We start from the raw sequence: 12,915 nt of genomic DNA on the forward strand, positions 1-12,915 counted from the left end.
GCTGCGCCTCGCGCTCGACGAAGACATTCTCTGCCTCAACATTGAATCCGAGCCCGAGCTTGAGCTGCTGTCGAAGCTCGCGAGCGAGATGGGCCGCACCGCGCGCATTTCGATCCGCGTGAATCCCGATGTCGATTCGGGCACGCACGTCAAGATCTCAACTGGCAAGTCCGAGAACAAATTCGGCATTCCCATCAGCAAGGCGCGCGAGGTCTATGCCCGTGCCGCAAAACTGCCGGGCATCAAGGTCACCGGCGTGGACATGCATATCGGCAGCCAGATCACCGATCTCGCGCCGATGGAGCAGGCGTTCCGCATCCTCGCCGACTTCGTCACGGTGCTGCGCAGTGACGGTCACAGCATCGATCACGTCGATTTCGGCGGTGGTCTCGGCATTCCCTATTACGAGGACCGTGCGGTGCCGCCGGAGCCGTCGGCCTATGCGGCCATGGTCAAGCGTGTGACGCATAATCTCGGCGCGACGCTGATGTTCGAGCCCGGTCGCATGATCGTCGGCAATGCCGGCATCCTGATCGCGCGCGTCATCCATGTGAAGCACGGCGACGGCAAGACGTTTGTGATCATCGATGCCGCGATGAATGATCTGATCCGCCCGACCTTGTACGAGGCGTATCACGAGATCCTGCCGGTGGCGGAAGCCGCGACGGACGCGACGCTGGCGGCGGTGGATGTGGTTGGCCCGGTCTGCGAGACCGGCGACTATCTCGCGCTGGACCGCAAGCTGCCGGATCTGAAATCCGGTGACCTCGTCGCCATCATGACCGCCGGCGCCTATGGCGCCGTGCAGGCCTGCACCTACAACACCCGTGCGCTGATACCGGAAGTACTGGTGAAGGACGATCAATATGCGGTGGTGCGGCCACGGGTCGAGGTCGAGGAGCTGATCGCGATGGACAAGGCCGCGCCCTGGCTGTGAGAGCCCCTTCGACTGTCGTCGCCCGGCTTGACCGGGCGATCCAGTAAACTCGGGCGTTGGCGTCTACTGGGTCACCCGGTCAAGCCGGGTGACGACAGGTAGTCACGCCATCGTGACCCCGTCACCGGTTCCCCACTCCCGCCGGCCCCGCCCTTGCATGTGACTTCCCGCCCCAGGGCACATGCCTCATTGCCGCCGCCGTGCTAGGCTCTGTTTCGGAAACCGCGGAGATCGTCGTTGAGCGCCACGCCACCCGTCCGCCCAGAGACCCCACCTGACACGACTGCCGCTGCGCAGCTTCAGCTCGCGCAGGCGCTGCAGCGTGCGTGCTGGTCGATCGGCTGGGAGCGCGCATGGCCGTCGCTGGCTCGCATTCTCTCCGTCGTCGGACTGTTTCTCGTCGCCTCATGGGCTGGGCTGTGGCTGGTCCTGTCGCCGATCCCGCGCACCATCGGCCTTGCGCTGTTCGTCATCGCGCTCATTGCCACGGTGGTCCCCCTCATCCGTTTCCGCTGGCCCTCGCGCGAGGAAGGCCTCGCACGTCTCGATCGTGGCTCCGGCATCCGCCATCGCCCGGCTACCGCGCTCACCGATACGCTGTCGTCGCAGGACCCGCTCGCCCGCGCGCTGTGGTTGGCGCAGCGGGAGCGCACGCTCGCCTCGCTGAAGCGCATCCGCGCCGGCCTGCCGTCACCGCGCCTACCGCTGCATGATCCCGTCGCGCTGCGTGCGCTGGTCGTGGTGTTGCTGGTGGCCACCTGGTTCGCCGCTGGTGGCGAACGCGGTGCGCGCATCATGGCGGCGTTCGACTGGAAGGGGATCGTCACGCCCTCCAATGTGCGCGTCGATGCCTGGGTCAATCCGCCGCCCTATACGGCGAAGCCACCGATCATCCTGTCCGCTGCCAACAACAACGCCACCAGTCCCGATGCTGCCGCCATGGCGGTGCCGTCGGGCTCGACGCTGATCGTGCGCTCCAGCGGCGGCGCACTCGATGTCGCGCTCACCGGTGGTGTGGCCGAGGTGCCGCCCGCGGCCGACGCGCCGGCCGGCACCAACGAAAAACATTACAGCATCACCGGCGATGGCACCGCGCAGGTACGTGCGCCATCGGGCCAGCCGGTGTGGAAGTTCACATCGACGGGCGATCGCCCCCCGAGCATCTCGCTCGCCAAGGATCCCGAGCGTCAGGCCCGCGGCTCGCTGCTGCTCGCCTATAAGCTCGAAGACGATTACGGCGTCACCGAAGCCCATGCGCAATTCGCTGCGCGTCCGTCTGACGGCAAAGCCAAGCCGCGTCCGCTGTTCGATCCGCCGTCCTTCTCGCTGGTGCTTCCCAATGCACGCACCCGCAACGGCGTCGGCCAGACGGTGAAGGATCTTTCCGAAGATCCCTATGCCGGCGCCGATGTGACGCTGACGCTCACCGCCAAGGATGAAGCCGGCAATGAGGGCAAGAGCGAAGCCGTCGCAACGCGCCTGCCGGAGCGCCTGTTCACCAAGCCACTGCCGCGCGCGCTGATCGAGCAGCGCCGCAATCTCGCGCTCGACGCCAACTACAAGGATCAGGTCGTTTTCGCGCTGGAAGCGCTGATGATCGCGCCGGAAGCCTTCACGCCGGATGCCGGCCATTATCTCGGCCTGCGCAGCGTACTGACCCAGGCGCAGCGCGCCCGCACCGACAATGCGTTGAAGGACGTCGTCGCCAGCCTGTGGTCGCTCGCCGTCACCATCGAGGACGGCGACATCACCGATGTCGACAAGGCGCTGAAGGCCGCACAGGACGCACTCAAGCAGGCGCTGGAGCGCGGCGCCAGCGACGAAGAGATCAAGAAGCTCACCGAGAATCTGCGTGCGGCGCTGGACAAGTTCCTCAAGCAGCTCGCCGAGCAGATGAAGCAGAATCCGCAGCAGCTCGCGCGCCCGCTCGACAAGAACAGCAAGGTGATGCGGCAGCAGGATCTCAACAACATGATCGAGCGCATGGAGCGGCTGTCGCGCTCCGGCGACAAGGATGCTGCAAAACAGCTGCTCGAACAGATGCAGCAGATGCTGGAGAACCTGCAGATGGCGCAGCCCGGCCAGGGCGGCGACGACGAGATGCAGCGGTCGATGAACGAACTCAACGACATGATCCGCAAGCAGCAGCAGCTCCGCGACAAGACCTTCAAGGAAGGTCAGGACCAGCGCGGCGAGCGCCGCCGCGGCCAGCAGGGCGACAAGAATATGGGCGACCTGCAGCAGGATCAGCAGAACCTGCGCGATCGTCTCAAGAAGCTGCAGGATCAGCTGGCGCGCCAGGGCATGGGCCAGGGCCAGAAGGGACAGAAAGGCCAGCAGGGGCAACAGGGCCAGCAAGGTCAGGGGCAGCAGGGCCAGCAGCCCGGTCAGGGCGGCGATCAGGATGGCGATGACGGCGACGGACTCGGTGATGCCGATGGCGCCATGGGCGATGCCGGCGGCCAGCTCGGTGACGGCGATGCCGATGGCGCGGTGGGCTCGCAGGGCCGCGCGCTCGAAGCCCTGCGGAAGGGCGCCCAGAGCCTCGCCCAGCAGATGCAGCCGGGCGAAGGCGAGGGCCAGGACGGCCCCGGCAACAATCCCGGCCGCCAGCAGGGCGCCGCCCGCCAGAACGACCCGCTCGGCCGCCCGCTGCGCGGCCGCGATCTCGGCGACGACCTGTCGGTGAAGATTCCGGGCGAGATCGATGTGCAGCGCGTGCGCCGGATTTTGGAAGAGCTCCGCCGTCGCCTCGGTGATACGACTCGCCCGCAGATCGAGCTCGATTACATCGAGCGGCTGCTGAAGGATTATTGAGAGACGCGCCCGTAGGGCGGATGAGCCGAAGGCGTAATCCGCCGGCCGAGTTCATTGCTGAAACTCCGCGGCGGATTACGCTTCGCTAATCCGCCCTACGGTCGTCGACGCTCCTATCCATTCACGATCGCCAGGATATCGGCGCCATAATGCTCCAGCTTCTTGTCGCCGATTCCCGCGATCTCGCGGAGCTGGCTCAGCGTGGTCGGATGTTCGCTGGCGATGCCGTCGATGGTCGCGTCATGCAGCACCACATAGGCCGGCACATTGCGCTCGCGTGCCACACCGGCACGCCAGGCGCGCAGGCGTGACACCAGATCCGCATCGGCGTTGTCGCTCTTCGGTGCCGCCAGGGCGCCGCGGCGTGAATTCCTGCGCGGGCTGCGGCCGGCGGTCTCCTCGCGGAACATCAGTTCGATCTCACCCTTCAGCACGCCGCGCGCACTTTCGGTGAGTTTCAGTGAGTTGTATTGCTCCGCATCCGCATAGAGGAAGCCGCGCGCCACCAGTTGCCGCATCACCGCGCGCCACTGTTTCTCGGTGAGCTCGGAGCCGATGGCGAATACCGACAGCTTGTCATGGCCGAACTGCTTCACCTTGTCGGTCAGCCGCCCGATCAGCACATCGACCAGATGCATAGCGCCAAATCGCTGCCCGGTGCGATAGGCGCAGGACAGAAGCTTTTGCGCAGCGACGGAGCCGTTCCAGACTTTTGGCGGCGAGACGCAGTTGTCGCAATTGCCGCATGAGGTGCCGGTGGTTTCCTCACCGAAATAGCGCAGCAGGCGGCCGCGCCGGCAATCGATGGTCTCGGCAAGGCCAACCAGCGCATCGAGCTTGCCGATCGACACGCGCTTGAACGCATCGGAGCCGGTGGATTCGTCGATCATGCGGCGTTGCTGCACGATGTCCTGCAGGCCATAGGCCATCCACGCGGTGGACGGCTTGCCATCACGGCCGGCGCGGCCGGTCTCCTGATAATAGGCCTCGACGCTTTTGGGCAGATCGAGATGGCAGACGAAGCGCACATCGGGCTTGTCGATGCCCATGCCGAAGGCAACGGTGGCGACGATCACCACGCCATCCTCATTGATGAAGCGGTCCTGATTGGTCTCGCGGGTGCGCGCATCGAGCCCGGCATGATAGGGCAGCGCGAGGATGCCGGCCTTGTTCAATGCCTGCGCGGTGTCCTCGACTTTCGCGCGCGACAGGCAATAGACCACACCGGCATCGTTCGGATGCCGGTCATTGATGAATGCCTGCAGCTGCTTCTGCGAATTCGTCTTGTCGACAATCTCGTATTTGATGTTCGGCCGGTCGAAGGACGAGACGAAGCGCGGCGCGTCGGTGAGGCCCAGGCGCTGTGCGATTTCCTCCCGCGTCAGGTCATCCGCAGTGGCGGTGAGCGCGATGCGTGGCACATCGGGAAAGCGCTCCGCGATCACGGAGAGGCCGATATATTCCGGGCGGAAGTCGTGCCCCCATTGCGACACGCAATGCGCCTCGTCGATGGCGAACAGCGCGATGTCGGCCTGTTCCAGCATGGCGAGGCAGCGCGGATTCACCAGCCGTTCCGGCGCCACATAAAGCAGGTCGAGATCCCCCGCGAGCAGGCGGCGCTCGACCTCATTAGCTTCCTCCCACGACAGCGTCGAATTCAACACCGCGGCATTGATGCCGAGTTCGAGCAGGCCTGCGACCTGATCACGCATGAGGGCGATCAGCGGCGACACGACAATGCCGCATCCGTCGCGCAGAAGAGAGGGAAGTTGGTAGCACAGCGACTTGCCGCCGCCGGTGGGCATCAGCACGAGGCAATTGCCGCCATCGGTGACGTGGCGGACGATCTGCTCCTGCTCGCCACGGAAACCGGGCAGGCCGAACACTGCATGGAGCCGTGCAAGCGCGTCGGCGCCGAGTGCGTCGGGCGAAGCAGCGGATTTACGCGCGGTACCGGGAACGGACATGGTGGTGGTCTATTCCGATTCGTGGACAGCGTATATCGGTGACGGCGGCCCTTCGCCTTGATCACGCCGCTTTACCGCTGTGAATGCAAGTTCTATGACATGGGGAGGCGCGAGCAAGCCGGCCGCGCCGCAACCGGGCAAAAAGAAAAGCCGTATGCCATTCATTTTGCGCCTGTTTTCCTGGCTTCTCAATCGCAAGCCGCGGCCGCGTATTCGCTGGCAGGCGGCGAATGAGAATGTTGCGCGGAAAAAGCGTCAGCGGTTCAGGAAAGGACCGAAGACGATGGTGCTCGCCCATGTGATTGCGCATCAGCCGCCGGTTGAATTGCTCGGCCGTCTGCCGGCAGTTGAATTCTGGAACCTGTCCGATCCCAAGCGCGTGGCGCTGCTCTATCTGCAGCACGGTCGTCGCTTGCGCCTGCCGGCGCCGAAGGCGCTGATGGACGATGCCGTGAAGCGCGCCCGCGCTGCGGAGTAGAGCGACTCTGAATCCCTGCTCTTGACGGCGGTCCCCCGAGCGGGAATGGTCGCGCCGTTTTTTGCTCCAGCAATGAAAGAGCTCCGCATGATCAAGCGTCTCGGTCCCGGCAAGCGTCTCAGCCAGGCTTCCATCCACGGCAACACCGTCTATCTCGCCGGCCAGGTGCCGGATGATTACAGCGGCGACGTCAAGGCGCAGACCAAGCAGGTGCTCGACAAGATCGACGCGCTGCTCAAGGAAGCCGGCACCGACAAGAACAACATCCTCAGCGCCACCGTCTGGCTGCCGAACATCAATGACCGCGACGCCATGAACACGGTCTGGGACGCCTGGGTGCCCGAAGTCGGTCCGGCCCGCGCCTGCGTCGAATCGAAGCTTGCCGATCCGGCCATCCTGGTCGAGATCGCCGTCATCGCAGCGATTCCGTAAATCATGCTGCCTACAGCCATTGCGGTCGCCCCCAACGGCGGCCGCAAGGTCAAGGCCGATCATCCCGCCGTTCCGCTGACACCGGCGGAGCTGGCGGTGGTGGCCGCGCAGTGTCTCGACGCCGGCGCGGCGATGATCCACGCCCATGTGCGCAACGCCGATGGCAGCCATCTGCTCGATGCGGATGCCTATCGCGACGCCATTGCCGCGATCCGCGGTGCGGTCGGCGACAAACTCGTCATCCAGATCACGTCGGAAGCGCTCGGCAAATACACGCCGGCCGAGCAGCGTGCTGTGGTGCAGGCGGTGAAGCCGGAAGCGGCCTCGTTGGCGCTGCGCGAACTGGTGCCGGATGCGGGTGAAGAAAAAGCATTCTCCGATCTGCTCGGCTGGATGAAGCGCGAAAGCGTGGTGCCGCAGATCATTCTCTACGACGTGAACGATGCCATCCGGCTCGCTGAATTCCAGAAACGCGGCCTGATCCCATTCGCGTGCCTGCCGGTGCTCTATGTGCTCGGCCGCTACACGGCGGGGCAGACATCGAGCCCCTCGGATCTGCTCCCCTTCCTCGCGCCGGACGCGCCGGAATTTGCCCATTGGAGCCTCTGCGCCTTCGGTGCGCGGGAGACCGCCTGCGTCACGGCCGGGGCCTTGCTCGGTGGCCATGTCCGTGTCGGTTTCGAGAACAACGAGTTGCTGCCGGATGGTGCCCGGGCAAAAGGCAACCACGACCTCGTTGCCGCCGCGCGCACTGCCATCGCGGCGGTGGGACTGAAGGTCGCAACCGCCGGCGAACTACGTGCGGCGACCGCGGGCTGAACCGTCCATGACGGCCGTGTGACGGTTCTGCGCAGGGTGGTTGCATCCCGCCCTGCACGCACCGGGTGTCACAGATCGGTTGTATTCGCCGGCAATCCGGCTATGTGAGCAGGATGGCACGCGAGATCGTCATGGCTGCGGGGGGCATCGTCGTAAGGCGCGAAGCCACGCCGCTATTCGCCGTGGTCTGCCTCCGCAAGCGTGGCGACTGGGTGTTGCCCAAGGGCAAGCTCGACGACGGCGAGACCCCGCTCGACGCCGCCCAGCGCGAGGTGCTGGAAGAGACCGGCCATTCCGCATCGGTGCAGCAATATCTGGGCACGCTGGCCTATCCACTCGGCGAGCGCACCAAGGTCGTGCATTTCTGGCACATGGAAGCCGACGAGACGCCAACGCGCAGGCTGATGAAGGACATCGCCGAGGTTGCCTGGCTACCGCTCGACCAGGCGCTGAAGCGGCTGACCCGGCATCACGAATATGCGTTTCTCGCCCAGGTGGGACCGGCGGCACTGGCGGCGACGCAGGAGGCCGCAGCCTTCACGCAAGCCTTGCCCCAGACCGTCGAGCCGGCGGCAATAGCTGCCGCGTCGGATGAGTTGCCGGGGGCGAACCCTGCGGCTGTCGGCTGGTTCGCCCGCTTGCGCCGCTGGCTCAACGGCGGCGCTTAGCCGCCCCGCTCCCCCCGAGTGGCGCGGATATTAATCACATTATTTCAATATCTTAAGTCGGAGCAGGTCGGTTGAATGCTGAATCCAGCCTCGGCGCCGCTCCTTGGTGCTGGCTCGCCCATCGCGGGATTGAGATGCGAATGTCACACGCGGATTGAATTACCGTCAAAGTCGGTCGTCTGCGTCCGCCCAGTAAGGATTCGTTAACCATATCGGCCGCACTTTCCCTCTTAACAATTCGCTAAGGACAGTGAGTCGATCCATGTCTGCAACGGCAGAACAGAAGCGCCCGCTCGCCCGGTTTCGGGGGCGGTCCTATATGGCGTTCACGTTCACGCCAACGGTTCCGATCGTCGACTGGCTCGCCGAGATTGATGCCACCATCGCCAAGGCCGCCGACTTTTTTACAGGCCGCCCGGTGGTTCTCGATCTGTCGGCGGTTGAGCTCAGCCATTCCGGGATCCTGCATCTGATCGGTAGTCTCGGTGACCGCAATATCCGCGTCCTCGGTATCGAGGGCATCGATGCCAGCAAGGTCGGGCATGGCCTTCCGCCACTTCTGAGCGGCGGTCGCAACTGCCTGATCGAGGCCCAGCCGGAAGCAAAGCCAGCAGCCAAGCCGCAATCGAAGTCGTTGTTGCTGGAAAGCCCGCTGCGTTCGGGACAGTCGATCTATTTCGCTGAAGGCGATGTCACCGTGATCGGCTCGGTCGGCTCCGGCGCTGAGATCGTCGCCGGTGGCTCCATTCACATCTACGGCGCGCTGCGCGGGCGTGCCATGGCAGGTGTCAATGGTAATCCCGCCGCACGAATCTATTGCCATAAGCTCGAAGCCGAACTGCTTGCCATCGACGGTTACTACCAGACCGTGGACGGCATGGATCCCGCGCTGCGCAATCGACCGGCCCAGGCCTGGCTCGAGGGCGAGGTCATGAAAATCACAGCGCTGAACTGATGCGCCGGAGGAATTGAAATGGGTAAGGTCCTAGTCGTCACATCGGGCAAAGGTGGGGTTGGCAAGACAACCTCGACTGCCGCGCTTGGTGCCGCGCTTGCCGTTGGTGGCAAGCGCGTTGTAGTCGTCGACTTCGACGTCGGCCTGCGTAATCTCGATCTGGTGATGGGAGCGGAACGCCGCGTGGTGTTCGATCTCGTCAATGTGGTCCAGGGCGTCGCCAAGCTGTCGCAGGCGCTGATCCGCGACAAGCGTCTCGAGACTCTCTGGCTGCTGCCGGCTTCGCAGACCCGCGACAAGGATGCGTTGACGGAAGAAGGCGTGGGTCGCGTCATCGCCGAACTGCGCGAGAAATTCGACTGGGTGATCTGTGACAGCCCGGCCGGCATCGAGCGTGGCGCCACGTTGGCGATGCGTTTTGCCGATGAAGCCGTGATCGTGACCAATCCGGAAGTGTCGTCGGTGCGCGATTCTGATCGCATCATCGGCATGCTGGATTCCAAGACGGTGCGCGCCGAGCGCGGAGAGACGGTTGAGAAACATGTGCTGATTACGCGCTACGATGCGGGGCGTGCCTCGCGCGGCGAAATGCTCAGCATCGACGACATCCTGGAAATCCTCGCGACGCCACTGGTCGGTATCATTCCGGAAAGCCAGGACGTGCTGCGTGCGTCCAATGTCGGCTCGCCGGTCACCCTGAATGATGCGCAGAGCCTCGCTGCCCGTACCTATATGGATGCGGCAGCACGTCTCGAAGGCGAGTTGGTGGAAATGACGGTTCCTGTCGAACGCAAGGGCTTCATGCAGCGCTTCCTCGGTCGGAGGGCGGCATGACCATGAAACTTCTCCGGTTGCTCCGTGGTCGACCTGCCACAGCTCCTGTTGCCCGGGAACGGCTTCAGATCCTGCTCGCCCATGAGCGCGGCATGCGCGGCCAGTCCGAACTCCTCGGCGTGCTGCGCGAGGAAATTCTCGCTGCCGTGGCCCGGCATGTTGAAATCGATCCGGATCGCGTGGTGGTGAGGATGCAGCGCGACGACAGCGTCTCGACGCTCGAAGTCGATATCGAGTTGCCTCATGACACGCGCCGCATCCAGCCCAGCCGTCTGGCTGGCTGATCGTTTCCGGTGCACGGAACTTGAAATGAGGGCGGCGCTCGTAAAGAGCGCCGCCTTTTCATAGTTGAAATCAGCTCCCGCGAATGATGACGCCATACCAGCCGAGGCCCCGATAGGTCTCGTAGCCGGGGGTGGCATGGAAGGCGACCAGGCTGCCGGAGCGGTCCTGATAGAAGCCGTTGTTGCGGCCGTTCAGCGCGAGCGAGATGCGTTCGCTGAGCAAGCCCTGGCCGTCGGACGAGGCAATCACGCGCAAGTTCGAATCCACCAGCAACACGCGCGTGCTGTCGTCGTCCACGCGCACGCCCTCGACGATGGCGCGGGCCTGCGCTTCCCAGTCGAAGTGGATGGCGAGCACGCTGATGGCACGGCCGTTGGCCTTGCCGCCTTCGCGCACGCTGGCGCAGTAAGTCGCCACTTGCGCATTGCCGAGTAATGGCTGTCGTTCGACATCGCCGGCCACATACTCGTCGCCCGAGCGCAGATTGCGCGCATCACGAAACCAGGATGTCGCGGCGATGTTCTGGCCACGCGCAGCGTAGCGGTCACCACGACCACTGGCGATGACATTGCCCTGCATGTCGCAGAGCCACAGATCGAGATAGACGGTGTAGGCGCCGAGGATCACGGCGAGGCGTTCCGACACATGCGCAATGGCTGCCGCGTCGTCGGGCTGGGCGGCGGCATCGACCACGGCGGAGTCGGTGGCCCACCAGCGCACGTCGCAGGTGCGCTCATAGAGATTGCGGTCGATCAGCTCGATGGCATTGAGCGCCAGGTCGACCATGCGTTCGCCGCGGGCGCGATCGGTCATCTTTTCGATCGACGACATCAGGCTGCCGGTGCGTGCGGTCAGCTGCGACTCCAGATCGCGCGCAATTGCTTCGACCTGCTGGCCGACATTGCGTACTTCCTGCGCGACCACGGCGAAGCCCGCGCCCTGGGCGCCGGCGCGCGAGCTTTCGATCAGCGCGTTCAGTGCCAGCATCTTCATCTGGTTGGTGATGTGCTGGATCGCCTTGGTCTTCTCACAGGCGATCTCATTGACCTCGCCGGTCAGGCGGGCAATCAGTGCGGAGATGTCTGCGACCCCGTCATTCTCGCCTGCAGCAGGTGGCGCGGAATGAGCGCTCTGATTCATCGCCAGAACCATCTTTGCGTCCTCGTTGACAGCAATCTAATACCTATAGTTGTCGCCGATTTATGCTTAATGACGACTTAATTTTCCGCCTCGCGGACCGGGGCGGTGCTGGAAATTACCGATCATGCCCGGCCTGGCTTGCTCCAGGCTGCTGGGCCGGCGGCGAAATGGGTCTGGGTTACGGCCACTGCGCAAAGCTCGGCATGTTATCATTTTGTTAACCACGAAAAGCGCGACCTTCGCGTGAATGCCTTGGAACAACTGGATATCAACCAGCTGCAGGTAGCACGGTCTGACCACCACCAAGACCGGATGACGGCCTGCCATGCCCGTGATTGACGATCACATCGACGACCGCGCCAGCGATCACACGGCTGATCCCTTGGGTGCCACCACGTCCGAATTGTCGGAAGAGTTGATCTTCCTGATCGCCTCCGCCGCGACGGACGATCAGCGCAAGCGGGCCACCGAACTGTTTCGCTATTTCAGCAGACAGTTGGAAGATGAAGCCTTTCGGCGCGGTCAGGAGAGTGTTGCGCCGCGTCAATTGCCGCCGCCCGTCGCGCCGCTTGCGCTCGAGGCGCCCGCCATTCAACCGACCGAACAACCATCCGACGAAGCGGAAAGCGGCCTGGTCCCGCAAGTGCGCTGGCTGCGCTGAGACGCGGAAGCAACGCGCGCGAGGTCATTATCCATTCGCTTAACCATTCGCTGGCCAAATGTGCCCCTGTGATTCGTGCGTGTCCCTTTCGTGCAGAGCGGTTGTCCAGTGAGCGTAGTCATTCCATTCCCAAAGCGTACGGCCCCGATCAACGACGTGGCTGATGAGTGCGAGATCGACATCTTCACCGCCGTCGACCTGGCGATCCGCGATCTGCGCGAAATTTCCGAGATCGCCAATGAAGTTGGCCGCGCCCGTGCGCGCGAATGCCTGGCGATGCTCGAAAATGCCTATGCTGTGGCTCTGGAAGCCTGAGCCCGACATCACTAGTTAAGGGGAGAGCGGAGCCTCGGCCATGGCCATGGACTCTGCAAAATCGCGCCGTTATATGCGGCGTCTTCCCCTTATTGTGTATCAGGCTCATTCATGACGACCACCGACACCGCTGCACCCGTTTCCCAGCCGTTTCAGGCCGAAGTCGCCGAATTGCTGAACCTGATGGTTCACTCGGTCTATTCCGAGACCGACATCTTCCTGCGCGAACTCGTCTCCAATGCGTCGGATGCCTGCGACAAGCTGCGCTACGAGGCGATCGCCAATCCGCAGCTGGTCCCTGAAGGCCAGACGCAGACCATCACGATCATTCCGAACAAGGAAGCGAACACGCTCACCATCGTCGATACCGGTATCGGCATGGATCGTCAGGAGCTGATCGACAATCTCGGCACCATCGCCAAATCCGGCACCAAGTCGTTCCTGTCGCGCCTCACCGAAGCCAAGGATGGCGCCGGCCTGATCGGCCAGTTCGGCGTCGGCTTCTATGCGGCCTTCATGGTAGCCGAGAAGATCATCGTCACCTCGCGCCGCGCCGGTACCCATGATGCGTTTACGTGGACGTCGACGGGCGGCGCCGGATTCGAGA

15 protein-coding genes are annotated in these 12,915 nt (G+C 63.9%); 13 read left to right on the forward strand and 2 right to left on the reverse strand.

Annotated elements, in window-relative coordinates:
- Together lysA and ACIQ17_RS23575 are read left to right on the forward strand one after the other, a co-directional pair.
- On the forward strand, window positions 1-937 hold a 937-nt coding region (gene lysA / locus ACIQ17_RS23570), incomplete at its 5' end, for a diaminopimelate decarboxylase (RefSeq protein ID WP_398471626.1).
- A 237-nt stretch (window positions 938-1,174) separates the two neighbouring features.
- Window positions 1,175-3,754, forward strand: coding sequence for a TIGR02302 family protein (locus ACIQ17_RS23575; RefSeq protein WP_398471627.1), 2,580 nt, complete (start codon window positions 1,175-1,177; stop codon window positions 3,752-3,754).
- A gap of 113 nt (window positions 3,755-3,867) precedes the next feature.
- Here ACIQ17_RS23575 and recQ read toward each other — a convergent pair whose 3' ends face one another.
- A complete protein-coding gene (gene recQ / locus ACIQ17_RS23580) occupies window positions 3,868-5,721 on the reverse strand; it encodes a DNA helicase RecQ (RefSeq protein ID WP_398471628.1) in 1,854 nt (617 codons plus the stop codon).
- 154 nt (window positions 5,722-5,875) lie between these two features.
- On the opposite strand from recQ, the gene ACIQ17_RS23585 reads away from it, so the two are divergent.
- The 7 genes from ACIQ17_RS23585 (at window position 5,876) to minE (ending at window position 10,191) form a co-directional block, all read left to right on the forward strand.
- Window positions 5,876-6,199, forward strand: a complete 324-nt coding sequence (locus tag ACIQ17_RS23585; RefSeq protein ID WP_398471629.1) for a hypothetical protein — start codon at window positions 5,876-5,878, stop codon at window positions 6,197-6,199.
- An 87-nt stretch (window positions 6,200-6,286) separates the two neighbouring features.
- Window positions 6,287-6,631, forward strand: a complete 345-nt coding sequence (locus tag ACIQ17_RS23590) for a RidA family protein (RefSeq protein WP_398471630.1) — start codon at window positions 6,287-6,289, stop codon at window positions 6,629-6,631.
- A gap of 3 nt (window positions 6,632-6,634) precedes the next feature.
- On the forward strand, window positions 6,635-7,450 hold the full coding sequence (locus tag ACIQ17_RS23595) for a 3-keto-5-aminohexanoate cleavage protein (protein ID WP_398471631.1): 816 nt from the start codon (window positions 6,635-6,637) through the stop codon (window positions 7,448-7,450).
- A gap of 113 nt (window positions 7,451-7,563) precedes the next feature.
- Window positions 7,564-8,118 (forward strand): NUDIX hydrolase, encoded by a 555-nt coding sequence (locus ACIQ17_RS23600; RefSeq protein WP_398471632.1) that lies wholly within the window; start codon window positions 7,564-7,566, stop codon window positions 8,116-8,118.
- A gap of 262 nt (window positions 8,119-8,380) precedes the next feature.
- Window positions 8,381-9,073 carry a septum site-determining protein MinC gene (minC, locus tag ACIQ17_RS23605; protein ID WP_398471633.1) on the forward strand — a complete coding sequence of 231 codons (693 nt, stop codon included), beginning with the start codon at window positions 8,381-8,383 and terminating at the stop codon, window positions 9,071-9,073.
- Window positions 9,074-9,091: 18 nt separating this feature from the next.
- The gene (gene minD, locus ACIQ17_RS23610) at window positions 9,092-9,907 is read left to right on the forward strand and encodes a septum site-determining protein MinD (protein WP_398471634.1); all 816 of its coding nucleotides are present in this window, start codon (window positions 9,092-9,094) and stop codon (window positions 9,905-9,907) included.
- Window positions 9,904-10,191, forward strand: a complete 288-nt coding sequence (gene minE, locus ACIQ17_RS23615) for a cell division topological specificity factor MinE (protein ID WP_398471635.1) — start codon at window positions 9,904-9,906, stop codon at window positions 10,189-10,191. Before minD ends, minE begins: the two co-directional genes overlap by 4 nt.
- Window positions 10,192-10,261: 70 nt before the next feature.
- Here the strand turns inward: minE and ACIQ17_RS23620 are convergent, their stop codons facing one another.
- Window positions 10,262-11,332, reverse strand: a complete 1,071-nt coding sequence (locus ACIQ17_RS23620) for a methyl-accepting chemotaxis protein (RefSeq protein ID WP_398471640.1) — start codon at window positions 11,330-11,332, stop codon at window positions 10,262-10,264.
- 105 nt (window positions 11,333-11,437) lie between these two features.
- Here ACIQ17_RS23620 and ACIQ17_RS23625 point away from each other — a divergent pair, with 105 nt between their 5' ends.
- From ACIQ17_RS23625 to ACIQ17_RS23640, 4 genes are all read left to right on the forward strand, one after another.
- Window positions 11,438-11,671 (forward strand): hypothetical protein, encoded by a 234-nt coding sequence (locus ACIQ17_RS23625; RefSeq protein WP_398471636.1) that lies wholly within the window; start codon window positions 11,438-11,440, stop codon window positions 11,669-11,671.
- Entirely contained in the window at window positions 11,658-11,993 is a 336-nt protein-coding gene (locus ACIQ17_RS23630) for a hypothetical protein (RefSeq protein ID WP_398471637.1), read from the forward strand. Before ACIQ17_RS23625 ends, ACIQ17_RS23630 begins: the two co-directional genes overlap by 14 nt.
- A 156-nt stretch (window positions 11,994-12,149) precedes the next feature.
- Window positions 12,150-12,308, forward strand: coding sequence for a hypothetical protein (locus tag ACIQ17_RS23635; protein WP_398471638.1), 159 nt, complete (start codon window positions 12,150-12,152; stop codon window positions 12,306-12,308).
- A 111-nt stretch (window positions 12,309-12,419) separates the two neighbouring features.
- Window positions 12,420-12,915, forward strand: a 496-nt coding sequence (locus ACIQ17_RS23640; protein WP_398471639.1) for an ATP-binding protein, incomplete at its 3' end; no start/stop codon positions are given.

It is taken from the genome of Tardiphaga sp., assembly GCF_044340795.1.
GTDB lineage: Bacteria > Pseudomonadota > Alphaproteobacteria > Rhizobiales > Xanthobacteraceae > Tardiphaga.

Bases quoted from the DNA above. Each gene is read 5' to 3' on its own strand.
- recQ (WP_398471628.1), bottom strand. From the start codon at position 5,721: ATGTCCGTTCCCGGTACCGCGCGTAAATCCGCTGCTTCGCCCGACGCA.
- ACIQ17_RS23585 (WP_398471629.1), top strand. From the start codon at position 5,876: ATGCCATTCATTTTGCGCCTGTTTTCCTGGCTTCTCAATCGCAAGCCG.
- ACIQ17_RS23590 (WP_398471630.1), top strand. From the start codon at position 6,287: ATGATCAAGCGTCTCGGTCCCGGCAAGCGTCTCAGCCAGGCTTCCATC.
- ACIQ17_RS23595 (WP_398471631.1), top strand. From the start codon at position 6,635: ATGCTGCCTACAGCCATTGCGGTCGCCCCCAACGGCGGCCGCAAGGTC.
- ACIQ17_RS23600 (WP_398471632.1), top strand. From the start codon at position 7,564: ATGGCACGCGAGATCGTCATGGCTGCGGGGGGCATCGTCGTAAGGCGC.
- minC (WP_398471633.1), top strand. From the start codon at position 8,381: ATGTCTGCAACGGCAGAACAGAAGCGCCCGCTCGCCCGGTTTCGGGGG.
- minD (WP_398471634.1), top strand. From the start codon at position 9,092: ATGGGTAAGGTCCTAGTCGTCACATCGGGCAAAGGTGGGGTTGGCAAG.
- minE (WP_398471635.1), top strand. From the start codon at position 9,904: ATGACCATGAAACTTCTCCGGTTGCTCCGTGGTCGACCTGCCACAGCT.
- ACIQ17_RS23620 (WP_398471640.1), bottom strand. From the start codon at position 11,332: ATGAATCAGAGCGCTCATTCCGCGCCACCTGCTGCAGGCGAGAATGAC.
- ACIQ17_RS23630 (WP_398471637.1), top strand. From the start codon at position 11,658: ATGCCCGTGATTGACGATCACATCGACGACCGCGCCAGCGATCACACG.